The organism is Flavobacterium sp. LPB0248, from assembly GCF_013388355.1.
Lineage (GTDB): Bacteria > Bacteroidota > Bacteroidia > Flavobacteriales > Flavobacteriaceae > Flavobacterium.
Genome location: NZ_CP058246.1, coordinates 1,394,667 through 1,419,031, shown reverse-complemented (window position 1 = coordinate 1,419,031; position 24,365 = coordinate 1,394,667). Strand labels below are relative to the sequence as shown.

16 protein-coding genes, 2 tRNA genes and 3 rRNA genes are annotated in these 24,365 nt (G+C 37.1%); 9 read left to right on the top strand and 12 right to left on the bottom strand.

Annotated elements, in window-relative coordinates; all coding sequences use genetic code 11:
• Positions 1-49: 49 nt before the first annotated feature.
• The 3 genes from LPB248_RS05835 to kdpB all read right to left on the bottom strand — a co-directional run bounded on the left by LPB248_RS05835 (position 50) and on the right by kdpB (position 4,311).
• Positions 50-1,129: a porin gene (locus tag LPB248_RS05835; RefSeq protein ID WP_177210612.1), complete on the bottom strand. Its 1,080-nt coding sequence runs from the start codon at positions 1,127-1,129 to the stop codon at positions 50-52.
• Between the two features lie 450 nt (positions 1,130-1,579).
• Entirely contained in the window at positions 1,580-2,131 is a 552-nt protein-coding gene (locus LPB248_RS05830; protein WP_177210611.1) for a K(+)-transporting ATPase subunit C, read from the bottom strand.
• 122 nt (positions 2,132-2,253) lie between these two features.
• On the bottom strand, positions 2,254-4,311 hold the full coding sequence (kdpB, locus tag LPB248_RS05825; RefSeq protein ID WP_177210610.1) for a potassium-transporting ATPase subunit KdpB: 2,058 nt from the start codon (positions 4,309-4,311) through the stop codon (positions 2,254-2,256).
• A gap of 86 nt (positions 4,312-4,397) precedes the next feature.
• On the opposite strand from kdpB, the gene LPB248_RS05820 reads away from it, so the two are divergent.
• Positions 4,398-4,739 carry a four helix bundle protein gene (locus LPB248_RS05820; RefSeq protein ID WP_255463025.1) on the top strand — a complete coding sequence of 114 codons (342 nt, stop codon included), beginning with the start codon at positions 4,398-4,400 and terminating at the stop codon, positions 4,737-4,739.
• A 94-nt stretch (positions 4,740-4,833) separates the two neighbouring features.
• Here LPB248_RS05820 and kdpA read toward each other — a convergent pair whose 3' ends face one another.
• The 4 genes from kdpA to LPB248_RS05800 form a co-directional block, all read right to left on the bottom strand.
• Positions 4,834-6,552, bottom strand: coding sequence for a potassium-transporting ATPase subunit KdpA (gene kdpA / locus LPB248_RS05815; protein ID WP_177210609.1), 1,719 nt, complete (start codon positions 6,550-6,552; stop codon positions 4,834-4,836).
• Between the two features lie 105 nt (positions 6,553-6,657).
• Positions 6,658-6,735, bottom strand: coding sequence for a K(+)-transporting ATPase subunit F (gene kdpF, locus LPB248_RS05810; protein ID WP_073099479.1), 78 nt, complete (start codon positions 6,733-6,735; stop codon positions 6,658-6,660).
• Between the two features lie 191 nt (positions 6,736-6,926).
• Positions 6,927-7,208, bottom strand: a complete 282-nt coding sequence (locus tag LPB248_RS05805; RefSeq protein WP_177210608.1) for a hypothetical protein — start codon at positions 7,206-7,208, stop codon at positions 6,927-6,929.
• A 642-nt stretch (positions 7,209-7,850) separates the two neighbouring features.
• On the bottom strand, positions 7,851-9,194 hold the full coding sequence (locus LPB248_RS05800) for a sigma-54-dependent transcriptional regulator (RefSeq protein WP_177210607.1): 1,344 nt from the start codon (positions 9,192-9,194) through the stop codon (positions 7,851-7,853).
• Positions 9,195-9,361: 167 nt separating this feature from the next.
• Here LPB248_RS05800 and LPB248_RS05795 point away from each other — a divergent pair, with 167 nt between their 5' ends.
• On the top strand, positions 9,362-10,573 hold the full coding sequence (locus tag LPB248_RS05795; protein WP_177210606.1) for a polysaccharide deacetylase family protein: 1,212 nt from the start codon (positions 9,362-9,364) through the stop codon (positions 10,571-10,573).
• Between the two features lie 135 nt (positions 10,574-10,708).
• Here LPB248_RS05795 and LPB248_RS05790 read toward each other — a convergent pair whose 3' ends face one another.
• The 4 genes from LPB248_RS05790 to LPB248_RS05775 form a co-directional block, all read right to left on the bottom strand.
• Positions 10,709-14,248, bottom strand: coding sequence for an ABC transporter permease/M1 family aminopeptidase (locus tag LPB248_RS05790; protein ID WP_177210605.1), 3,540 nt, complete (start codon positions 14,246-14,248; stop codon positions 10,709-10,711).
• A gap of 4 nt (positions 14,249-14,252) precedes the next feature.
• Positions 14,253-15,137, bottom strand: coding sequence for an ABC transporter ATP-binding protein (locus LPB248_RS05785; RefSeq protein ID WP_177210604.1), 885 nt, complete (start codon positions 15,135-15,137; stop codon positions 14,253-14,255).
• A gap of 117 nt (positions 15,138-15,254) precedes the next feature.
• Positions 15,255-15,461: a helix-turn-helix domain-containing protein gene (locus tag LPB248_RS05780; protein WP_008466864.1), complete on the bottom strand. Its 207-nt coding sequence runs from the start codon at positions 15,459-15,461 to the stop codon at positions 15,255-15,257.
• A 2-nt stretch (positions 15,462-15,463) separates the two neighbouring features.
• Positions 15,464-15,979 (bottom strand): DUF2975 domain-containing protein, encoded by a 516-nt coding sequence (locus tag LPB248_RS05775; protein ID WP_177210603.1) that lies wholly within the window; start codon positions 15,977-15,979, stop codon positions 15,464-15,466.
• A gap of 174 nt (positions 15,980-16,153) precedes the next feature.
• Here LPB248_RS05775 and LPB248_RS05770 point away from each other — a divergent pair, with 174 nt between their 5' ends.
• From LPB248_RS05770 to rrf, 7 genes are all read left to right on the top strand, one after another.
• Positions 16,154-17,158, top strand: a complete 1,005-nt coding sequence (locus LPB248_RS05770) for an LLM class flavin-dependent oxidoreductase (RefSeq protein ID WP_177210602.1) — start codon at positions 16,154-16,156, stop codon at positions 17,156-17,158.
• Between the two features lie 550 nt (positions 17,159-17,708).
• Entirely contained in the window at positions 17,709-17,942 is a 234-nt protein-coding gene (locus LPB248_RS05765; protein ID WP_177210601.1) for a hypothetical protein, read from the top strand.
• A gap of 232 nt (positions 17,943-18,174) precedes the next feature.
• Positions 18,175-19,688 (top strand): 16S ribosomal RNA (locus LPB248_RS05760).
• A gap of 126 nt (positions 19,689-19,814) precedes the next feature.
• Positions 19,815-19,888 (top strand) — tRNA-Ile (locus LPB248_RS05755).
• 107 nt (positions 19,889-19,995) lie between these two features.
• Positions 19,996-20,069: transfer RNA gene (locus LPB248_RS05750), tRNA-Ala, on the top strand.
• 130 nt (positions 20,070-20,199) lie between these two features.
• A 23S ribosomal RNA gene (locus tag LPB248_RS05745) occupies positions 20,200-23,080 on the top strand.
• A gap of 149 nt (positions 23,081-23,229) precedes the next feature.
• A 5S ribosomal RNA gene (rrf, locus tag LPB248_RS05740) occupies positions 23,230-23,339 on the top strand.
• Together the 16S, 23S and 5S rRNA genes with 2 tRNA genes alongside form the textbook arrangement of a ribosomal RNA operon.
• Positions 23,340-23,721: 382 nt before the next feature.
• On the opposite strand, the gene LPB248_RS05735 is transcribed toward rrf, so the two are convergent.
• The gene (locus tag LPB248_RS05735; RefSeq protein WP_177210600.1) at positions 23,722-24,363 is read right to left on the bottom strand and encodes a response regulator; all 642 of its coding nucleotides are present in this window, start codon (positions 24,361-24,363) and stop codon (positions 23,722-23,724) included.
• Positions 24,364-24,365 lie beyond the last annotated feature (2 nt).

Here is a 24,365-nt window from a genome sequence, read left to right as displayed (position 1 = left end):
ATAAATTAGCACAAAAAAATCCTTTTAATCTGTGGCAAGAAATATTCTTCTAAAAACTAATCGCCAGCGAAGTTGTCACGAACGTATTCGTATCCGTTGGAAGATTGTCTTTATTGGTGAAGATTTCATCTTTACTTGAAAGATTTCTTGCTTCAATTCTAAACATAACATTATCAGTAACTAAGTAATCAAAGTTAGCTGAAAATCCGTAAGTTTTAAAACCGTTTGGCGTTTCAGTCGCGATAATTACACCCTTTTCATCACTATAATATTCACCGCGTACTGCAAGCTGAATCTTGTCAACTGGTTTGTATTGCAGAATCAAAACTGGCGAAAACCAAGTATCATATTTATCACTTCCTTTAGCCGACTGCTGAGATCCAACATCAAAACCAGCCGTAATATTTGTCTTTTCCGTTACTTTAAATTGTCCGTAAAAGTTATTTAAATAACGCCATTTCTTATCAATATCCGGCTGTTCATTTCCAACATAAGTACTCCAGTTTAAAACAACTTTATCAGATGGTTTGTAAGTAAGTTGCGTTCCAAAAGCAGGCGTTTGATTTCCTTCTACTTTCTCAATTCTCTGCCAGCCATTCAAGTACATTCCTGCCAAATACCATTCTCCAGATTCAGATGTATAACCAATTTTAACACCCGTTTCATAATAAGGAGAATTTTCAGCCATAATACTTCTCGTTAAAGTCTGGCAATCTTTTCCAATTGCGCTTTCAAAGCCAAGATGCGAAGGCATGATTCCCGCATCAACCCATAAATTATGGTTTTTCGAAATCTTTACACCAACATTTGCCTCGTAAACATTTTTCAACAAACCTTGCTCGGCAGACATATTATATTCGGCATAAGTTCCCGCCATCAAGGCAAAATTCCCTCGAATATTTTCTTTCGAATAATTCACTTTTGCCATACCTAAATTCAAGTTTACCTCGTTGCTTTTATTATAACTATAAAAAAAGCTTGGCCGAGTATGATTTTCAGGTTTTCCAAAATCATAGCTATAATAGGTTTCTACATATCCAGAAAACGTAAACGGACTTTTTGATTCTTCTTGTGCGTGTAAATTGCTAAAACCAAAAGTGATTAAAGCAGTAAGTATTATTTTTTTCATTTTTGTGGTATTCTATTATTTATTAGTAGATTTTTTAGGAGCTAATCCCGCTATCCGTTTCAATCTTTTCCTGGCTAAAGAAGCCAGAAAAAGGATTTCCACTACTATCGGGGCTAGGGCATTTGGGGTAAAAAGGCGTTTTGTATTATAATAGGTTTTATATCCTAACAGGTTTCCGAAACCTATTAGGTATTATTGTAAGTTTAGTTTTTCGATTCCAATTCTCGCCCTTTTTTTGTCATCCTGAGGAACGAAGGATCACACTAGGAGCTCGACAAAGATTGACGATCATGCGGACGGAGTTTTTTGTGTGATCCTTCATTCCTCAGGATGACAAACTAAGCGGTTACTTCATGATAATACTTGATGGAGACTTCTCATATCCACAAGGTTTTTAAAACCTTGCAGGAGAAAAACCTTAGAACCTCAGTATCTTAGAACCTTAGCATCTTAGCGAAGCGCATCAAGCGCCACATTCAACTCCAAAACATTAACCGTTTTAGGACCAACAACAGCAGTATTAATTTTAGATTCAACCAAAGCTTTTACTTTAGCTTCGTCCAGTTTTCTTTCTTTAGCAATTCGTTTAACCTGAATCAACGCCCCTTGCGGAGAAACATTCGGATCTAAACCGCTTCCAGAAGCTGTAACCATATCAACCGGAATTTCAGACTTTTTCAAGTACGGATGAACCAATAAAAGCGTATCAATTCTTTTTTGAACTAAAGCCAAATAATCAGGGTTGCTTGGGCCTTTGTTACTTCCAGCACTTCCTGCTGCGTTATAGTCAACAGCCGAAGGTCTTCCCCAGAAATAATTCGATTTATCGAATTTCTGACCAATTTTTTGGTAACCAACCACTTTTCCGTTAACCGAAATAGTTTCTCCTTTTCCTTGATTTGGAGCAATTTGTGCGATTCCATAAATCGCAAGAGGATAAATAACTGCGAACAAAATTAAAGTCGCCACAGTAAGTTTTATTATAGAAAATAGATTTTTCATTTCTTTAAAGTTTCTAAGAGACTAAGTCTCTAAGTTTCTAAGTTTTTTTAATTGTGATAAATAAGTTTTAAAGATTCTAAGAAAAAAAACTTAGAATCTTAGCAACTTAGCGCCTTAGCATCTTACATAAATAGTGCTACTAACAAATCAATAACTTTAATTCCAATAAAAGGGACAATCAATCCGCCAAGACCATAAATCAAAAGGTTTCTTTTTAAGATGGCACTTGCTCCAATTGGACGGTAATCAACACCTTTCAGCGCAAGCGGAATCAATATCGGAATGATAATCGCGTTGAAAATTACAGCCGATAAAATTGCACTTTCAGGGCTGTGTAGATGCATAATGTTTAAACCTTGAAGTGCTGGAATCGCAGTAATAAAAAGAGCAGGAACAATAGCAAAATATTTCGCAACGTCATTTGCAATAGAAAAAGTAGTTAAAGTACCTCGAGTCATTAAAAGCTGTTTTCCAATTTCAACAATCTCAATTAGTTTCGTTGGGTCATTGTCAAGATCGACCATGTTTCCAGCTTCTTTTGCTGCTTGAGTTCCGCTGTTCATCGCAACACCAACATTCGCTTGAGCAAGGGCAGGAGCATCATTTGTTCCGTCACCCATCATGGCAACCAATCTTCCTTCAGCCTGTTCTTTTCTAATGTAATTCATTTTATCCTCAGGTTTAGCCTCGGCAATAAAATCATCAACACCGGCAGCTTCGGCAATAAATTTGGCTGTAAGCGGATTATCACCTGTAACCATTACCGTTTTGATTCCCATTCGGCGTAAGCGCTCAAAACGCTCTTTCATTCCGGTTTTAATGATATCCTGAAGTTCGATAACACCTTGAATTACATTGTCTTTAATAACAACCAGTGGCGTTCCTCCGTTAGACGAAATGGTGATTACTTGTTGTGCAGTATCTTCTGGGAAAGAATTTCCGGCTTGCTGTGCAATGTTTTTTGCAGCGTCTTGTGCACCTTTTCGAATGTTAGTTCCGTCTTTTAATACTACTCCAGAAGTTCTGGTTTCAGCAGTAAATTTTATACTGTGTGAGATGTTTTCTGTAAAAAGTGAAATGTCTGACTGCATCTTACTATTTACATCTAACATTTTACCGAGTTCCAGAATGCTTTTTCCTTCTGGAGTATCATCTGCAAGCGAACTCAAAACAGCCGATTTTACAAAGTCATCAAAAGAAATTCCTTTTGTGGGATAAAAATTGGTTGCTTTTCGGTTTCCAATGGTAATAGTTCCGGTTTTATCCAAAAGTAAAACATCAATATCTCCAGCAGTTTCAACCGCTTTCCCCGATTTTGTAATTACGTTAGCTCGTAAAGCTCTGTCCATTCCCGCAATACCAATCGCAGAAAGCAGACCTCCAATGGTAGTTGGAATCAAACAAACGAACAAAGCAATGAAAGCCGCGATCGTGATGGGTGCGTTGGCATAGTCGGCAAACGGTTTTAGCGTGACGCACACAATCACGAAGATCAAAGTAAATGCGGCTAATAAAATGGTTAAGGCGATTTCGTTTGGTGTTTTCTGACGGCTCGCACCTTCAACCAAAGCAATCATTTTGTCTAAAAAGCTTTCGCCAGGTTCAGAAGTTACTTTTACTTTAATTTTATCAGATAATACTTTTGTTCCTCCGGTTACTGAAGATTTATCTCCGCCAGCTTCCCGAATAACAGGAGCACTTTCTCCGGTAATAGCACTTTCGTCGATTGTAGCCAGACCTTCGATAATTTCACCATCGGCAGCAATTAAATCGCCGGCTTCACAAACGAAAATATCGTCTTTTTTTAATGCCGAAGAACTAATGTTTTTAATTTCTCCGTTAGGTAAAATTTGTTTAGCAGGAGTTTCTTCTCTTGTTTTTCTTAAACTATCGGCTTGTGCTTTTCCTCTTGCTTCGGCAATAGCTTCGGCAAAATTGGCAAATAAAAGCGTTGCCAGTAAAATTAAAAATACAATTAGGTTATAAGTAAAACTTCCTTGGTCATTTGCGCCCATTAAGATCGAAACGCAAACAGCAAACATAATGGCTGTTCCAATTTCTACGGTAAACATTACCGGATTTTTGATCATCATTTTTGGGTTCAACTTCACAAAAGACTGCACTAAGGCTTCTTTTACCTGTTTACTTTCAAACAATGATGTGGATTTATTAGTTGTCATTTTTTGTTGTGTAAAATGTTAAATGTAAAATGTGAAATTTCCTACTTTTGTAAATAATTATTTTAAATATGAAACCACACAAGAAATTGAATTCATGGATTAAAAGTTTTGAATTCGTTAAAGAAATTTATTTAGCTACAAGACAATTCCCTTCTGAGGAAAAGTTTGGAATTACTTCCCAAATCCGCAGAGCTTCCGTTTCTGTACCTGTTAATATTGCAGAAGGAGCAGCCAGAAAAGGAACAAAAGAGTTTATCCATTTTTTACATATTTCGTTAGGTTCTTTATCAGAACTCGATACTTTAATTTTATTAAGCAAAGAGTTAGATTTTTTCAATGAAAAAGAATGTGAACAATTGATTGAAAAATTAGACATCATAGGAAAACTTATTTATGGATTAATCAAGAATCTTGAAGCACGTTTATGATTTGTTATTTGTGAAAAGGTAAAATGTGAGTTGTAAGATGTTGTTTGACTTTAGGCATCACTTTTTTACATCTCACATTTTACTTTTTCACATTTTACATCCCAAAATATTCTGCCAATGGACCTAAAGCCAATGCTGGAAAGAATGATAAAGCAGCGATAATTGCGATTACGGCAAAAGTCATGATTCCGAAAATTGAGGTGTCGGTTTTTAAAGTTCCTGCACTTTCTGGAATATATTTTTTACCTGCCAGTAAACCCGCAATTGCTAGCGGACCAATGATTGGAATAAAACGGCTTAGTAGCAATACAATTCCTGTAGTGATATTCCAGAACGGATTATTATCTCCCAAACCTTCAAAACCAGAACCATTATTGGCAGCACTTGAAGTATATTCGTATAACATTTCAGAGAATCCGTGATTTCCAGGATTATTTAACCAGCCTGTTGCATTTCCGTTAAACCAATATCCCATTGCAGTATCATGTGCAGCAAAATAAGAAGCTAAGGCTGTTCCGGATAATATTAATAAAGGGTGAAGAATGGCGATAAAAGCTGCAATTTTTACTTCTCGCGCTTCGATTTTCTTGCCCAAAAATTCTGGTGTTCGACCAACCATTAAACCGGAGATAAATACAGCCAGAATAATAAAAATGTAATAGTTCAAAATACCAACACCACATCCGCCGTAAAAGGCATTTACCATCATAGATAATAATTGCATAGCACCAGAAATTGGCATAGAACTATCGTGCATGCTATTTACAGAACCTGTAGAAATTACGGTTGTAGCAATACTCCAGAATCCTGAAATTGCTGGGCCAAACCGAACTTCTTTTCCTTCCATTGCTCCAGTTGTCTGTGCAATACCCATTTTTTCGATGGCAGGATTTCCGTTGATTTCACTCATAACGGTTGGAACAACCAGAAGTAAAAATCCAACCGTCATGACGCCAAAAATAATATTTGAAAGTTTTCTTTTGTTGAGGTAAAATCCAAGAGCAAAAATCATTGCAAACGGAATAATCATTTGTGCCCAAAGTTCAACTCCGTTAGTAAAATAAGTTGGGTTTTCTAATGGATGTGAGGAGTTGGCACCAAAGAAACCACCACCATTTGTACCAATATGTTTAATAGCAATAAAAGCGGCAGCGGGTCCGCGAGAAACTTCTACATGATCCCCTTGTAGCGTTGTAATAGCATCTTTACCTTCAAAAGTCATTGGAGTTCCGCTAAAAACTAGTGCTACAGCTACAATTGCTGAAAGCGGTAATAAAATACGAGTACAGCTTTTGATGAAATAATTATAAAAATTACCCAGTTTTTCTGTTGTTCTTTCTTTCATTGCTGTAAAAATCATAGCTGCAGCAGCCATTCCGATACCGGCAGAAACAAATTGAAGGAACATCAAGACGATTTGCGAAAGGTAAGAAACCCCGCTTTCGCCTGAATAATGCTGTAAGTTACAATTGACTAAAAACGAAATAGCGGTGTTAAATGCCAAATCAGGCGTCATAGACGGGTTGTTATCTGGATTTAATGGTAAAGATCCTTGAAACAATAAAACGAAAAAGCAAAGAAAGAACCAAACCATGTTGATACTTAAAAGTGCTTTTAAGTGTTGTTTCCAGTTCATTTCTTCAGCCGAATTAATGCCGCTGATTTTAAAAATAAATTTTTCAATTGGATTGAAAATTGGGTCAAAAAGTGTTTTATCTCCTAAATAAACTTTAGCAATATATTTTCCTAAAGGAATCGCTAAAACAATGGTTAGGATAAAAATACCAATGACGCCTAATAATTCTGTGTTCATAATATGTGAGTTTTTGTAAAACGTAAAATGTGAAGCTGTAAAAAGTGAGAGGTGATTTGTGAAATAAAAGACATCTAACATTTCACTTTTGACATTTCACACTTATTAAAATTTTTCGGGTTTGATTAGTACATAAATCAAATACACGAAAACGGCGATTGAAATAATAAATAGTGCAGTCATGATTTAGATTTTTTCAAAGAATTCAACTGACAGAAAACAAATGGCAAACAGTAAAACTGCTAAAGCGAGAAGGAGGAATGTGACCATGATTATTTTAGAATTTAGATTTGTAAAATGTAAAATGTGAGCAGTAAAATGTTTTATGTGAAAAGTGATAAGTACATCTTACATTTCACATAAAACATCTTACATTATACTCCCGAAGCATTAACCTGCTTGATATATTCCGCTTTAAGGGTTTGAGGAAAAAGGTGTGAAATATTGCAATGACGCATTTCCATAAATGACGAAACTGAAAAAACATACACATTAGAAATGGCATTTTTAGTTTCGATGCTTCCGGTTATAAATAAACGTTCAGCAAGAGCTAAACATCTTTTCGCTCTGACGATATTTCCAGAAATAATAGATTTTTTGGTTATCTCAGCAAACCGTTCGGCTTGTTTGTAGATTGAGGTTACTTGATTTTTCATTTGGAATGAATTTTTAATGTTCTCTCTGCTTATGCCAAAATATGTTCCGAAAATGTCAAGTTGAGTTTAAAGTGTTGTGAATAAAAGGAATGGAGTTGTGTGCCAAAAATTAGGCATAAAAAAAGCCTATCATTTTGATAAGCTTTTCTCGTTTTGATATGTTATTTTGAAGCTTCGGAGAAGCGACAAATTTATAGAAAATGATGTATTCACATTTACAAGAGCTCCAACGGGGTGACATGTTTTTTAGATTGTGTCGATGTCGCTCAACTGGAGCATTTTATCATTGGCAATAAATCATCTATAAATATGATGCTTCTCCGAAGCTTTTAAAAATTGAATTTGAAATTTGTTATTGATGTTGATATTGCCATTGTAATTTGGAATTGCTTTTCTCGTTTTGATATGTTATTTTGAAGCTTCGGAGAAGCGACATATTTATAGAAAATGATGTATTCACATTTACAAGAGCTCCAGCGGGGTGACATGTTTTTTAGATTGTGTCGGTGTCGCTCCGCTGGAGCTTTTTATTATTGGCAATAAAATAATCTATAAATATGATGCTTCTCCGAAGCTTTGAGAATTGTAATTGATATTGAAATTGAATTTTGATATTGTTATTGAATTTTGATATTGATATTGTTATTGAATTTGGTATTCTTCCAGCTTTCTATACAAAGTCGCAATTCCAATTTCTAATAATCTAGCCGTTTCAGCTTTATTTCCTTTCGTATAATTTAAAACCTTTTGAATATGAAGTTTTTCAATGCTTTGCATGGAGAAAGCCGACATAGGTTTTGAATTATTTTCAGTCTGATGCTGCATTTCATAAGGTAAAACATCCGAAGTCAAAATATCTCCATTGCTTAAAATAACCGATCTTTCGATTACATTTTTAAGTTCACGAATATTTCCCGGCCAAGAATAGTTTTCCAGTTTTTGTAAAAAGTCATCTGCAATCTGCAATGACTTTTTATTTGTTTTTTCAGAAAATTGCTTCACATAATAATTGGCCAATAGAGGAATATCTTTAATTCTTTCTCTTAAGGAAGGCAATTTGATTTCGAAAATATTCAAACGGAAATACAAATCAGAACGAAAACGATGTTCGTCGCTTTCTGTTTTTAAATCTCGGTTCGTAGCTGCAATTAATCTGAAATTTGATTTTTTTGGAGTTGTGTCTCCAATGGGAATATATTCGCTGGTTTCTAAAACACGCAATAATTTCGCTTGGAGGTCAATAGGCATTTCACCAATTTCATCCAAAAATAAAGTTCCGCCATTGGCTTCCTCTATAAAACCTTTTTTATCTTTTACAGCTCCGGTAAAAGCGCCTTGTTTATGACCGAAAAGTTCGCTTTCTAAAATTTCTTTACTGAAAGTGCTGCAATTCAACGCCACAAAAGATTTTCCTGCACGATTGCTGTTTTCGTGAATCGCCTGTGCAAAAACCTCTTTTCCGGTTCCCGTTTCGCCCATAAGTAAAACAGTCGAATCGGTTTTGGCTACTTTTTGTGCAAGATCAATGACTTGTTCTATTCCTTTCGATTTTCCAATTATGGTATTGAAAGAATATTTATCATTGATTCGTTTTTCAAGCTGTTGGACTTTTTTCTGCAATTGTACTTTCTCTACCGCTTTATAAAGAAGCGGAATAATTTTATCATTATCATCGCCTTTTACAATATAATCGAAAGCACCATTTTTCATTGCTTGAACGCCGTCTGGAATATTTCCAAAAGCAGTCAGTAGAATAACTTCTGTAAGCGGAAAGCTTCCTTTTATATTCTGAAGAAAATCAACGCCGTTTCCGTCGGGAAGTTTTACGTCACACAAAACGACATCAATTTCGGTTTGTTCCAATTTTTTGAAACCTGACTTTAAATCTTTTGCTTCAAAAACTTCAAATCCTTCTGATTTTATAATACGCGCCAACAGACTTCTTAGTTTTTCTTCGTCGTCTATAATTAAAATTTTGTGTGTCATTTTGCAGATAAGCTAAAACCGAATTGGTGTTTTGATGTACAAATTTAGGTTTAAAATCTGTTCTCTTTTTTGATTCAGAACAAATTATTTTTAAGGACAGAATCAGTTTTAAAATATTTTTTCAAAAAGAAATGTACTTTTAGATCGCAAAAGAACCACTAAAATTTATGTCAAAACGAATTCTACTTATAATCGCTGCCACAATCTTCGGAAGCTTTAATGGCTTTTCAAACGGAATTATTCAAAAAGATTCTTCAAAACCGAAAACTATTTCATTCAAAATAAAACTGAAATCGGCTGATAAGGTAAAAATTGCCGTTTCTCCTTTAAAATATAACAAACATTTAGCGTATAGTTTTACGCTTGACGATGGCTACAGATCGGCTTATTTAACTGCGTTCCCATTATTGAATGGAGGAAAAATCAGTAATTCATCAATTAACGAATGGAAAATCGATCAAGGCGGAGACGGAACAGTTTCAGAAGGACTTTTTTATTCGGACGGAATGGGAAATAAAATTCCGTTTAAATTGGCTTTAGCGATAAATGGAGGTTCAATTCGTGATTTGCCTGAAAATCGTGGACATCTTTCGTGGGCTGAGGTAAAAGAAATGTACAATGCTGGTTGGGATATTTTGAATCATGGTTTTCATCATGCCACAAAACATGGAACGAATTATTTAACAGAAGTAACGGAAAATACGAATTCAATTAAGCAAAATCTTGATTTTACAATGTCTCATTTTGTAGTTCCTGGCGGAGAAGGTGATGAAAAATATTATTTAGAATACGAAAAAGAAGCACTTAAAAACGGATATTTTTCTGTAGCGTCTTATTATGGTGTTGGGCCCGTTTTTAAAGTTGATTCAAAAGTAGATTTAGATAAAATGATTTCTGCCCGAACTTTTGTCCAGAGTTCAAAAGATACTACAAGTTTTAAAACGATGGATAAATATTTAAAAACGATAGATTCTATTGTAAAACAAAAAGATCCAGTTTGGTTTAACGAATTCACACACGGAACTGGAAGTACAAATTTGTGGAATTTAAGCATGCGTTTTCCTGATTTCAAATACTATATGACAACGCTTGCCAACAAATACGGTTTAAAAGGAAATGATTCAATCTGGATGGCACCATGGCAGGAAGTTTACGAATACATTTGGTTGAGAGACCGAATAAAAGTCGATTTCCAACAGAAAAATAAAGAAGTAACTGTTACAATTCAGCTTCCAGAAATTCCAGAAAGTTTTAGAAATCGCGATATTTCATTAAATGTAAAAACTCCATCAAAATTTGAAATCGAATCCAATAAAGATTTGAGAATAAAAGATGACGGTAAAACAACTCACAAGCAGATTTTCATTCAATTAAAATAAAAAAAAATATAGCCACAGATTAAAAAAGTTATTTGGATTTTTAATTTTAGCGAAAGAAAAAAAATCATTTTAATTTTTTTAATCTGTGGCAAAAAAAATAATTAGTGGAAATTCGTGTAATTAGTGGCAAAAAAACTAATCAATTTCCTTTTCGTTGTCCTTTATAAAAGTATCGATATTCATTAAAAGAGGATCAATAACAATTCGTTGAGGTTTGTTTTTGATTTTAATTTCCCCTTCAATTCTATTGTTTTTGATTGGAAATGTGTAGCGAAATAACTTTCCGTTTTCATCATAAATTCCAATATCAATTGTTTTATCATTGTCAATTTGCTTTCGAACTCCTGTAGCATTTTCAATATATTTTTTAGAATCTGCTTTAAAGGAGATTTCATAAAAATTATTCTTTTTCACGCTTTCAACTTTAGAAATCTTAGAAGAATAAGTAATAATCTTTTTAAACATTTCATCCAATTTTGGATAGAGTTTAGAATCTGTAACCAAATAAATCTCTTTCAATAAATCTTCAGAATCTGGAATTGGATTAGGATATTTGTAATGATTCAAGAAATTTTTCAAAGCCAGATTTACTTTTTCTTCACCGATTAAAATTCGAAGCTGATGCATCACCAGCATTCCTTTATCATAAGGTAAATGCGGAGTTTCATAATTTGTTTTATATAATGCAGTTTCGGGCTCATAACTTCGGCTACTCAAATACAAATCCAAATGAATTTTTAAAGTTTCGAGCGCCTTTTCCAAACCATGTTCTTTTTCATACAACATCAATTCGGTGTATTGCGCCAGCGTTTCGGTCAAAATCCAGCTTCCTTCTTTTTGTTGGGGACTGATTTGCGAATTTCCCCACCATTCGTGCGACAATTCATGAGCAGTCAATTGATTGATAATATCTTCTTTATCGCGATTATTCAAGTTGCTGTAAAACCCGAAATTCTCTTTCATAAAAACCGTTGAAGGATAAGAAGTCGCAGCAAATCCATCCGCGAAAGCAGAAACTTCAGCATAACGAATCGTTTGGTATGGATATTTTCCAAAATTGTTTTGGCAATAATCTAAAGTATTTTTTACATCTTGAATCAGTTTTGCAACGTTTCTCGAATGTCTTTTATCATAAAAAACTTCAATAGAAATGCCTTTATAATTTGTTTTTTGAATTTGATATTCAGCAGAAGAAAAAGCAAAGCGAAACGGAATCTTTCCATTAGATTTATAGTGAAAATAATTTCGGTCGTCTTTTTTCCAATTTTCAATTAAATCCCCAACGCCAATTGCTGTTTGATTTTTAGACGTCGAAACCACAACATCATAATCAATAAAATCATTTGTTGTTTTCGATTTGTCTTCAAGCTTTTTAAGAGGTGTTTGCGGTTTTAAATGTCTCTTTGCCCGTTCTTTTTCACTGCTGATTTCGTTAGAATCTTGATAACCAAAAGTTGGAAAATAACGGCTTATTCGCATAAACGAACCATTTTCGATGATAGAATTAAATGCAGTATGACCTTTAAATGGCGACCAAGTTGAGGTAAAAGAAAAACTCATTTTTATTTTCTGATGAGGTTCTAAAGGTTTTTCTAGTCGATACCAATAATGCTGAAATTCAGAGACATCATCTAAATTTTTCGCATTCTCAATTTCAACAGAAGTCAGTTTTGAATTTCGATCTATATATAGGAGTAAACTATCAATAGGTTTTTCAGTATTATTGATCAATTCATAAGTGCCTTTTACTTCATAACGATTTTCTTCGGGAAATAAATCCACTTTGCTATTTACAGAAATAATTGTTGGTTGCGTTAGATTGACATATTTTTTAAACTGCTTTTCATAATGTTCACTCCAATTGTTAACGTCATCTTTGGTCAAATACAGATATTCAATATTAGTTTTATAAAAAAGATAACTTCCAAAACCGATGAAAAGAATACTTCCAAAAGCAAAAGTTGTTTTTTGAATAGTATTAAATGAATTTCTACGAATAGTTTTTAGAATAGTAGAATTTCGTTTCCATAAAATTCCTGTCAAAGTAAGAAGCATTAAAGCCAATCCAAAATTGTAAAGCATTGAAATATGAAACGGAAAAGTATAACTTCCGAAACCATTCAAATCAAAATATTCTCTTTTAAATGAATCTCCGAATCGAAATAATGGATGTGAAATTCCTAACTGTTCTCCAATTCCAGTACAAAATAAGAGAACAATAAATGCAGAAATTCCCAATCCTAAAAAATTGTTTTTAATGAAAGTCTGAATGGCGATTATCAAAATCGAAATCAAAAACAATGGAAATCCGATATAATAAAACATCGAAAAGTAAAGTCCAGCTTTAATTGGCGCATTTGCATGTATGACTTGAAAACCAATTCCAATCAAAATGCTAATTTCAATCAAAATCAATGGAATCATAAAAAGTGCTGTCAATTTCGAAAGCAAAATCACGAACTGAGAATACGGCGCTGTATTTTCAAGCATTTCAAATCTCGAATTTTCGCTTCGATTCAATAATTCACTGCTATAAAAAAGAGTAACCAGAATTAATATGAAAGGCAAACGATCCATTATGGTTGAAATCATCAAAGCTGTATCGGTAATTTTTTCTGCCAATCTGATTCCGCCGTCAATTTCATCTGAAATCTCAATCATTAATAATCCCGAAAACAGAAGAACAATCAGTAAAAATGGTATTCCTTTTAAAACCAAATAAATATCCATTTTCAAATTGCTTTTAAAAACAGCCAAATTATGCTTTGAAGTTTTAAATTCAAGCTGTCTTGGAATTGCGACAGAATATGTTTTTGTCTCTTTCGCGTTGGTTTTAATCGTTTTTACCTTTTTAGTTTTTGTTTTTCGAAAAGAAAACAATTTATACGAAACAAAAATTAGAAGGAAAGAAATGCAAATCCAAATAATTCGATTGAATGAAAAATTGCCTGAAAGAGAAACCAATTGGGTGTTTTTTTCAATTGATGTCCAATATCTCGTTTGTTCCAAAAACGCTGCCAAACCAAACGGATCTATTTTTGCTGCCAAAGACATCGCTTTCGCGGAAGACGGAGAAGCATTTGCAAATAAAGGCGAATTAGAAAAAATAGAACCCGCTATATATAATATGTAGATCAATAAGCCGCCAACATAAACAAAAAGTTTACTTCTTGTAAGCCAAGCCATCGTTGCAAGAATTGAAAGGCACAAAAGAATATTAGGAATTACAATTACAAAATAAGGCCAAACGTAATTTAGGATTTCAAAAGGACCAATCTCGCTTTTGGGAATCCATGACATTTGATGCCCGATAATCATTCCGATAATAAACATTCCAAAAGAAGAAACGGCAATTATAAAGGCCGTGATAAATTTACTTCCTAAAAAATAAAACTTAGAAATAGGAGTGGAGAAGATGATTGCATCAAATTTGGTTTCATATTCTTTTAAGAAATGCTGTGCAACTTGAAGTGTGATAGAGAAAATTGTCATTAACGATATCAAACCAATCGCATAAGTCAGCACAAACGGACTGTTTTTATAAGCACCCGAAAACGAAAAGTTCGCAAAAGCACTCACAAAAAATCCTAGAATAAGATAAATAATAAATGTGGCATAAAATGTCCTGCTTCTGGTATTGTTATGCCATTCAAATTGAATTAATTTAGAAAGCATAACACTAATTTTTAAGTTGATTTTGAGCTAAAACACTAAAATAAACATCGCTTAAATCTGGCGAGATCAATTCGAAACCAGAATCTGGGCGTTGATGGGAGAAAACGTGAATATTGATTTTCCCTGAATTTAAATGAGACGAAATAATATTAAAATGTTCTTGATGTTCTTTCAGTTCATTTTTATGAATCGCTTTCGCCCAGATTTTTTCTTTCAAAGAATCGATGGCTTCATTTGGATTTCCTTCTAAAATTAATTTGCCATTAGAAATAATCGCCATTTTGGTGCACAGATCACGAACATCTTCGACAATATGCGTTGATAGAACTACAATAATGCTTTCACCAATTTCACTCAATAGATTATTGAAACGGTTTCTTTCCTCGGGATCAAGCCCTGCGGTGGGTTCATCTACAATAATAATCTTCGGATTTCCCAATAAAGCCTGTGCAATTCCAAAGCGCTGGCGCATTCCGCCAGAAAAAGAATGAACCGCTTTGTCTTTATGCTGTAATAAATTAGTTTGCTGCAGCAAATACAAAATCTGATCGTGACGTTCTTTCTTATTGACGATTCCTTTCAAAACTGCCAAATGATCCAATAGACGACAAGCAGAAATTTTTGGATAAACGCCAAATTCCTGCGGAAGATATCCGAGATTTTCTCTTATAAACATTGGGTTTTCGAGAATATTAATTCCGTTAAACTCGATAATTCCCGAAGTAGGTTCCTGCAAAGCAGCAATGGTTCGCATTAAAGTCGATTTTCCTGCGCCATTTGGTCCTAGAAGGCCAAACATTCCGTTTGAAATTTCAAGCGATAAATTGTCAATCGCTTTTGTACCGTTCTCATACGTTTTGCTGAGATTTTTGATTGATAAACTGTTCATTTTTTGATTGATTTTTGATGATTATATAAATGATGATTTGAAATTTTTAGGCAATAGAATTCCTGTCGGCCTCAAAAAGCCGATTTTTAGATTCATAAAATTTGATTTAAAAGAAAGCTACTCGCTTACATATTCTAAAATATCACCAGGCTGGCAGTCTAGGATTTTACAAATAGCTTCAAGAGTATCAAATCGAATACCTTTAGCTTTTCCAGTTTTTAGAATCGATAAATTAGCAGGTGTTATATCTAATTTCTCTGCCAATTCTTTACTCTGCATCTTGCGTTTAGCAAGCATTACATCAACATTTACAATTATTGGCATAGCTATATAAATAAGTCTTGTTCGTTTTGAAGGTTTAAACCTTGTTTAAAAATGGCAGCTAAAAAATAAGCAAAAGCACCGAGCATTCCGTGCAATATGATAAAAAGAGCGACTTCATTATCTAGAGGAACAAAGAAGAACGCAAAAAATATCACGATGCTCGGAATTAATAGATTTGATATATAAAAACGTTTTAAGTGTACAACTCCATTTTGAGTGAATAATTTTGGCTGAAAGAAAACCTTAAAGACATTACTGCTCAATAAAAAGAAAAGCCCATAAAGACTCAGCGGAACCAAAAAATCAAAAAGAATATATGGCAGATTATAGTCACCCAACATTATAGGATGAGTAGTAAACGGATAACAAACCTGAAAATATTTTCCGTTATCTTTAAATGTTAGAAATAATCCAGTGACTAAAGTAAAAACCGAATAAGCAGCCAAGAAAAAATAAACAAAAGCCAAGAATCTGGTGAAATAAAATAATATTCTAGAAACAATATGAGTAGTCTTCATACAAAGATAAATTAAATTGATATTGCAAATGTATAATTAATTATCGTAAAACAATAATTAATTATTGAAAAATAGATATATTGAATAACTTAGTAATATTATAATTCTATTAACATTAGAAAACAAAAGGCATTCGCATAAATGAGTTAATTTTGTATTTTACCCTTAATTTATATGAAAAACCCAATTTCAGTCTCAATATTAGAGCTTGCGATTATCACCCAAGATAGTAACGCAACAGAAACATTCCAAAAAACAAAAGACATAGCGCAATTAGCCGATAAGTTAGGATACAAAAGGATTTGGCTAGCGGAACACCATAATATGGCACATGTTGCAAGTACAGCAACCGTGGTTTTAATTGGTTATGTAGCAAGTCAAACCGAAAATATCCGTGTAGGTTCTGGCGGAATCATGCTTCCAAATCATTCGCCTTTAGTAGTGGCAGAGCAATTCGGAACTTTAGAGACTCTTTATCCGAACCGAATCGATTTAGGTTTAGGAAGAGCGCCAGGAACAGATCAGCCAACTGCCGAAGCGATTCGAAAAGATTTTTTCGAACAAGCACAGCGATTTCCACAAAATGTAAGCAAGCTTCAAGAATACTTTTCATCCGAAAATGCCACAGGAAAAGTTCGTGCATTTCCAGCCGAAGGACTAAATGTGCCAATCTGGATTTTAGGATCAAGTATGGACAGTGCTGCTTTAGCAGCGGCTTATGGGTTGCCTTATGCTTTTGCTGGACACTTTGCGCCAAAACTAATGATCCAGGCATTTGAGTTTTACAGAGAAAATTTCCAACCATCGGAGTATTTAGACAAACCCAAAACAATGGCGTGTGTAAATATCATCGCAGCAGACACAAACGAAGAAGCAGAATTGTTGTCTACAAGTTTGTATCAAATGTTCTTGAACCTAATTAGAAACGACCGCAAAGGTTTACAACCGCCAGTTCCATCATTAGATGACATCATGAACGAACAGGAACGTTTCCATGTCAATCAAATGACAGCAGGAACCTTTACAGGAAACAAAGAACAGCTAGTAGCGGATTTGAGAAAGTTTATTGACTACGCCCGAATTGACGAACTAATGGTGACAAGTCCAATCTTTGATCATCAGGCCAAGTTAAAAAGCATTCAAATTACCAAAGAGGTAATAGATGCTTTGAATGAATAAATACATATTATATATAGTGTAGATTTTTTCTCTCTATTATATATAAGAATAATTCTTATTTCGAACCCGACAGTTTTTTAAAATCTGTCGGGTTTATTTTTTATAGATATATATAAGGAGAAAAACTCGATTGTTCTGCTGAGTGCGGCTGGAGCGTTTTTGAATTGTCATATGTTTTACTAAGGAGCTATTTCCCGCTATACGCTTCAATCTTTTGCTTTTTAAAGAAAAAAGCAAAAGGATTTCCGCTTCTATCGGGGCTAGGGCATCGGTTTTCAGAAGAAATGATGTCAAAATAGAGCCCAAAAAGGGAAAACTTGGCGTTTTTGCGGCTTTGCGGGATCAGAAAGTGCATTTTAAGGAAGCCTTTAACCCTGTCTCCTTTCCAAAAAAGAGGGGTAGAGCCTAAAAATCCGATAAAAACTGCGGATGAAAACGTCCTGAAATCATGAAAACCGCGGCGCAGTTCAGAAAAAGGCTACGGAAGGGCAAAAAACTTTGAGATGTAAACCATCCGTTATCAGAGTGTTAAGAAAAAAGGCGAAAAAAGATGGAAAAAAGCTGGGCAAAAGTGTTGGAAAAGCGGAAAAAGGTTCTACTTTTGCACCCGCAACAGCGAAAGGCGCTCTTCGAAATACTGGCAGGAAGGAAGGATCTGAAGGAAAGAAATTTTCAGAAAAAAAGATTCGGAAAAGCTTGCGAGATTAGAAAATGCTTTTTACATTTGCACCCCGCAAAACACGGAAAGTTCATTGAAAGATTGGAAGAGGAATTGAGAGAATGAGGCGAAAAAAAAAGCTTCAAATTTTTTTTAAGTTTTTCTTGCAGGAAACAAAAAGAAGTTTTAGTTTTGCACCCGCTTTGAGAGATAAGCGAAAGACAAAGAAATTACGTTCGTAGACATATTGAATTGACAGCCGTCTCGTTTAAAGCGAGACAGAAGAATAAGAGCAGTAGAATCGTGAGATTCGAAAAAGAACCGATAGGAATAGCATCGAATAATAATATTAAAATATACGATGAAGAGTTTGATCCTGGCTCAGGATGAACGCTAGCGGCAGGCTTAACACATGCAAGTCGAGGGGTAGAGCACTTCGGTGCTTGAGACCGGCGCACGGGTGCGTAACGCGTATGCAATCTGCCTTTCACAGAGGGATAGCCCAGAGAAATTTGGATTAATACCTCATAGTATTATAGAGTGGCATCACTTTATAATTAAAGTCACAACGGTGAAAGATGAGCATGCGTCCCATTAGCTAGTTGGTAAGGTAACGGCTTACCAAGGCAACGATGGGTAGGGGTCCTGAGAGGGAGATCCCCCACACTGGTACTGAGACACGGACCAGACTCCTACGGGAGGCAGCAGTGAGGAATATTGGTCAATGGGCGCAAGCCTGAACCAGCCATGCCGCGTGCAGGATGACGGTCCTATGGATTGTAAACTGCTTTTGTACGGGAAGAAACACTCCGACGTGTCGGAGCTTGACGGTACCGTAAGAATAAGGATCGGCTAACTCCGTGCCAGCAGCCGCGGTAATACGGAGGATCCAAGCGTTATCCGGAATCATTGGGTTTAAAGGGTCCGTAGGCGGTCTGGTAAGTCAGTGGTGAAAGCCCATCGCTCAACGGTGGAACGGCCATTGATACTGCTGGACTTGAATTACTGGGAAGCAACTAGAATATGTAGTGTAGCGGTGAAATGCTTAGAGATTACATGGAATACCAATTGCGAAGGCAGGTTGCTACCAGTGGATTGACGCTGATGGACGAAAGCGTGGGTAGCGAACAGGATTAGATACCCTGGTAGTCCACGCCGTAAACGATGGATACTAGCTGTTGGGAGTAATCTCAGTGGCTAAGCGAAAGTGATAAGTATCCCACCTGGGGAGTACGTTCGCAAGAATGAAACTCAAAGGAATTGACGGGGGCCCGCACAAGCGGTGGAGCATGTGGTTTAATTCGATGATACGCGAGGAACCTTACCAAGGCTTAAATGCAGACTGACCGATTTGGAAACAGATCTTTCGCAAGACAGTTTACAAGGTGCTGCATGGTTGTCGTCAGCTCGTGCCGTGAGGTGTCAGGTTAAGTCCTATAACGAGCGCAACCCCTGTTGTTAGTTGCCAGCGAGTAGTGTCGGGAACTCTAACAAGACTGCCAGTGCAAACTGTGAGGAAGGTGGGGATGACGTCAAATCATCACGGCCCTTACGCCTTGGGCTACACACGTGCTACAATGGCCGGTACAGAGAGCAGCCACCTCGCGAGGGGGAGCGAATCTATAAAGCCGGTCACAGTTCGGATCGGAGTCTGCAACTCGACTCCGTGAAGCTGGAATCGCTAGTAATCGGATATCAGCCATGATCCGGTGAATACGTTCCCGGGCCTTGTACACACCGCCCGTCAAGCCATGGAAGCTGGGGGTGCCTGAAGTCGGTGACCGCAAGGAGCTGCCTAGGGTAAAACTGGTAACTAGGGCTAAGTCGTAACAAGGTAGCCGTACCGGAAGGTGCGGCTGGAACACCTCCTTTCTAGAGCCCAAAGTGTTAGCTGAAAAGCACGCTTGGGAAATAAGATGCCTGACTAAAGGTTTGGGATTGAAGATTGTATTGCTCTTGCTGTTAATTTAAAAAAATGATAAAACTTAAGTAAAACAGAGTCTCGTAGCTCAGCTGGTTAGAGTACTACACTGATAATGTAGGGGTCGGCAGTTCGAGTCTGCCCGGGACTACTATTTGACTTGAGAAAGGAAATTCTGGAAGTTGGAATTCACCAAAAGAAATTAGAGAAGAATTAAGAAATCTAAAATCTGAATTCTACAATCTAAGATTGAAAAATGGGGGATTAGCTCAGCTGGCTAGAGCGCCTGCCTTGCACGCAGGAGGTCAACGGTTCGACTCCGTTATTCTCCACGAAAGCGAAAGCTTAAAAGTTCATTGACATATTGAGATAAGAAAATAATAAGAAAGTAGAAAGCGTTTTTTACAATTCTATTGTAAAAAACAAAACAAAACGGTCTTGTTTTAAGTAACAAGATTGGTACAATAAGCAAAATAAGGGCGTATGGGGAATGCCTAGGCTCTCAGAGGCGATGAAGGACGTGATAAGCTGCGAAAAGCTGCGGGGACTGGCACACACAGATTGATCCGCAGATATCCGAATGGGGCAACCCGCTATATTGAAGATATAGCACACCGATAGGTGGGCAAACCCGCTGAACTGAAACATCTAAGTAGGCGGAGGAGAAGAAAACAAAAGTGATTCCGTAAGTAGTGGCGAGCGAACGCGGATTAGCCCAAACCAGGATTGTTACGGCATTGCTGGGGTTGTAGGACCGCGAGATTTCTTGCATGAAGAATTAGAATCTGCTGGAAAGCAGGGCCATAGAGAGTGATAGCCTCGTATAAGTAATGAATGTAAAGGATAGCGGTATCCTGAGTAGGGCGGGGCACGTGAAACCCTGTCTGAATTCGGCGGGACCATCCGCTAAGGCTAAATACTCCTGAGAGACCGATAGTGAACCAGTACCGTGAGGGAAAGGTGAAAAGAACCGTGAATAACGGAGTGAAATAGATCCTGAAACCATACGCCTACAAGCGGTCGGAGCCCTTTAGTGGGGTGACGGCGTGCCTTTTGCATAATGAGCCTACGAGTTAACGCTGCTGGCAAGGATAAGTGGTTAAGCCATGGATCCGCAGCGAAAGCGAGTCTGAATAGGGCGCTTTAGTCAGTAGTGTTAGACGCGAAACCGTGTGATCTACCCATGGGCAGGTTGAAGCTGTGGTAACACACAGTGGAGGACCGAACCGGTTGACGTTGAAAAGTCTTCGGATGACCTGTGGGTAGGGGTGAAAGGCCAATCAAACTCGGAAATAGCTCGTACTCCCCGAAATGCATTTAGGTGCAGCGTTATTTTAGTTATACAGAGGTAGAGCTACTGATTGGATGCGGGGGCTTCACCGCCTACCAATTCCTGACAAACTCCGAATGCTGTATAATGATTGATAACAGTGAGGGCTTGGGTGCTAAGGTCCAAGTCCGAGAGGGAAAGAACCCAGACCATCAGCTAAGGTCCCCAAATATATGCTAAGTTGAAAGAACGAGGTTTGTCTGCCCAGACAGCTAGGATGTTGGCTTGGAAGCAGCCATTCATTTAAAGAGTGCGTAACAGCTCACTAGTCGAGCGGACGAGCATGGATAATAATCGGGCATAAGCATATTACCGAAGCTATGGATTTGCAGGCAACTGCAAGTGGTAGGGGAGCATTCTGACAGGGCTGAAGGTATCTCGTAAGGGGTGCTGGACCGGTCAGAAAAGAAAATGTAGGCATAAGTAACGATAATGCGGGCGAGAAACCCGCACACCGAAAAACTAAGGTTTCCACAGCTATGCTAATCAGCTGTGGGTTAGTCTGGACCTAAGGCGAACCCGAAAGGGACAGTCGATGGCCAACGGGTTAATATTCCCGTACTTCTTATTGCTGTGATGGGGTGACGGAGTGATGAAAGCGCCGCGAACTGACGGAATAGTTCGTTAAAGCACCTAGCTATAGGCTCTATAGGCAAATCCGTAGAGACTGGTGAAATGCGATAGTACTCGGAGTCTTCGGACAAAGAGATAGTGCGCCTAAGGGCTTCCAAGAAAAACCTCTAAACTTCAGGCAATAAGAACCAGTACCGTAAACCGACACAGGTAGTTGAGGAGAGAATCCTAAGGTGCTCGAGAGATTCATGGCTAAGGAATTAGGCAAAATAGACCTGTAACTTCGGGAGAAAGGTCGCCCCGAGCAATCGGGGCCGCAGTGAAGAGGTCCAGGCGACTGTTTATCAAAAACACAGGGCTCTGCAAAATCGTAAGATGAAGTATAGGGCCTGACACCTGCCCGGTGCTGGAAGGTTAAGAGGAGATGTTATCTTCGGAGAAGCATTGAATTGAAGCCCCAGTAAACGGCGGCCGTAACTATAACGGTCCTAAGGTAGCGAAATTCCTTGTCGGGTAAGTTCCGACCTGCACGAATGGTGTAACGATCTGGACACTGTCTCAGCCATGAGCTCGGTGAAATTGTAGTAACGGTGAAGATGCCGTTTACCCGCAGTGGGACGAAAAGACCCTGTGCACCTTTACTATAGCTTAGTATTGACCTTGGATAAATGATGTGTAGGATAGGTTGGAGACTGTGAAGTGGCGTCGCCAGGCGCTGTGGAGTCATTGTTGAAATACAACCCTTTGTTTATCTGAGGCCTAACCCCGCAATGTGGGGGACAGTGCTTGGTGGGTAGTTTGACTGGGGTGGTCGCCTCCAAAAGAGTAACGGAGGCTTCTAAAGGTTCCCTCAGTACGCTTGGTAACCGTGCGTAGAGTGCAATGGCATAAGGGAGCTTGACTGAGAGACATACAGGTCGATCAGGTACGAAAGTAGAGCATAGTGATCCGGTGGTTCCGCATGGAAGGGCCATCGCTCAAAGGATAAAAGGTACGCCGGGGATAACAGGCTGATCTCCCCCAAGAGCTCATATCGACGGGGGGGTTTGGCACCTCGATGTCGGCTCGTCACATCCTGGGGCTGGAGAAGGTCCCAAGGGTTGGGCTGTTCGCCCATTAAAGTGGCACGCGAGCTGGGTTCAGAACGTCGTGAGACAGTTCGGTCTCTATCTACTGCGGGCGTTAGAAATTTGAGTGGATCTGATTCTAGTACGAGAGGACCGAATTGGACTAACCTCTAGTGTATCTGTTGTCCCGCCAGGGGCACCGCAGAGTAGCTACGTTGGGAAGGGATAAGCGCTGAAAGCATATAAGCGCGAAACCCACCACAAGATGAGATTTCTTTTAAGGATCGTGGAAGATGACCACGTTGATAGGCTACAGATGTAAAGGCAGTAATGTCATAGTCGAGTAGTACTAATAATCCGTAAGCTTATGTACGCCCTTTTCCCCCGATGAAAATCGGGGGAGGAAACTTTCTAAAATATTCTTCTTTTCTTTATCTCAGTATGTTAAAATATTATTTTAATTATTAATTGTAAATTGTCAATTATTAATTGAAAAGATTGCCCAAAGCAATTGTAACTTCTTAAGGTGGTTATTGCGGCGGGGCTCACCTCTTCCCATCCCGAACAGAGAAGTTAAGCCCGCCTGCGCAGATGGTACTGCATTATTGTGGGAGAGTATGTCGTCGCCTTTCTTTTGAAAACCCTATCCAAATCGGATAGGGTTTTCTGTTTTTACTTTTTTCTTAGAAATTACTAAAACCTAGCTTTTAAAGCTATTAAAAGCATTTCTTGGGAAAAGCTTCAAAATGGCTCTGAAGGCCGTAAACATTAAAATCTTTATTAAATTAAAGCAGCTAAAAAATGTAAAATCACTATTTATAGTGATGTGAAAGATAAAATAGAATAGTAGCTTTGGATTAAAGTTAAGATGTAATTATATCATCGAAACTTTATGTTAATAAGATTAACACTTTTTAAAAGGCAATATAATGGTCTTATTACCTGCTCGAATAATTAGTAAAGCATTGGGGAGCTTTACTCTTTTATTCGAGCTAGTAATAAATTTTACGGGAATTAGTCTACTAGACCATTTTCGACTGCATATTTCACTAAACCAGCTGTATTTTTAGCATTTAATTTTGACAATAAATTACGTCTGTGTGTATTTACTGTATTTAGACTTATAAAAGTTTTTTCTGCGATTTCAGCTGTATTGTATTCTTGGGCAATTAGTACTAATATTTCTTTTTCTCTTGAACTTAGTTCAGTTAGGGTAGAAACTTGTTTTTCAATTTTTTTACTATTAATAAGATGTTTTTCTTCTAATTCTTCGGTAAAATAATTTTCTCCAGAAGCAATTACGTTGAGGGCTTTTAATAGCTCTTCTTTTTCGGCATTTTTCAATAAGTAGCCATTTACACCTATTCTAATTAATCTCGAAACAATCATAACGTTGCTGTGTGTGCTTACAATTAGAATTTTGACATGAGGATATTGTATTTTGAGAATCTTACTCAATTCAATTCCATCCATTTTGGGCATACTAATATCAAGAATTATAAAATCAACAACTCCCCTTTTAATAATTTCCAATGCTTCAATTCCGTTTATGGCTTTATCAATAACATTAATATTTGGTTCTTGTTCCAACAAAGAAATAATTCCTTGAAGAAACATCGTATGATCATCGGCAATAAGTAGTTTAATTTTATTCATTC

Bases quoted from the DNA above. Each gene is read 5' to 3' on its own strand.
- kdpB (WP_177210610.1), bottom strand. From the start codon at position 4,311: ATGACAACTAATAAATCCACATCATTGTTTGAAAGTAAACAGGTAAAA.
- LPB248_RS05790 (WP_177210605.1), bottom strand. From the start codon at position 14,248: ATGCTTTCTAAATTAATTCAATTTGAATGGCATAACAATACCAGAAGC.
- LPB248_RS05835 (WP_177210612.1), bottom strand. From the start codon at position 1,129: ATGAAAAAAATAATACTTACTGCTTTAATCACTTTTGGTTTTAGCAAT.
- LPB248_RS05770 (WP_177210602.1), top strand. From the start codon at position 16,154: ATGAAAAACCCAATTTCAGTCTCAATATTAGAGCTTGCGATTATCACC.
- LPB248_RS05795 (WP_177210606.1), top strand. From the start codon at position 9,362: ATGTCAAAACGAATTCTACTTATAATCGCTGCCACAATCTTCGGAAGC.
- LPB248_RS05805 (WP_177210608.1), bottom strand. From the start codon at position 7,208: ATGAAAAATCAAGTAACCTCAATCTACAAACAAGCCGAACGGTTTGCT.
- kdpA (WP_177210609.1), bottom strand. From the start codon at position 6,552: ATGAACACAGAATTATTAGGCGTCATTGGTATTTTTATCCTAACCATT.
- LPB248_RS05780 (WP_008466864.1), bottom strand. From the start codon at position 15,461: ATGCCAATAATTGTAAATGTTGATGTAATGCTTGCTAAACGCAAGATG.
- LPB248_RS05785 (WP_177210604.1), bottom strand. From the start codon at position 15,137: ATGAACAGTTTATCAATCAAAAATCTCAGCAAAACGTATGAGAACGGT.
- kdpF (WP_073099479.1), bottom strand. From the start codon at position 6,735: ATGACTGCACTATTTATTATTTCAATCGCCGTTTTCGTGTATTTGATT.
- LPB248_RS05800 (WP_177210607.1), bottom strand. From the start codon at position 9,194: ATGACACACAAAATTTTAATTATAGACGACGAAGAAAAACTAAGAAGT.
- LPB248_RS05765 (WP_177210601.1), top strand. From the start codon at position 17,709: ATGGAAAAAAGCTGGGCAAAAGTGTTGGAAAAGCGGAAAAAGGTTCTA.
- LPB248_RS05830 (WP_177210611.1), bottom strand. From the start codon at position 2,131: ATGAAAAATCTATTTTCTATAATAAAACTTACTGTGGCGACTTTAATT.
- LPB248_RS05735 (WP_177210600.1), bottom strand. From the start codon at position 24,363: ATGAATAAAATTAAACTACTTATTGCCGATGATCATACGATGTTTCTT.
- LPB248_RS05775 (WP_177210603.1), bottom strand. From the start codon at position 15,979: ATGAAGACTACTCATATTGTTTCTAGAATATTATTTTATTTCACCAGA.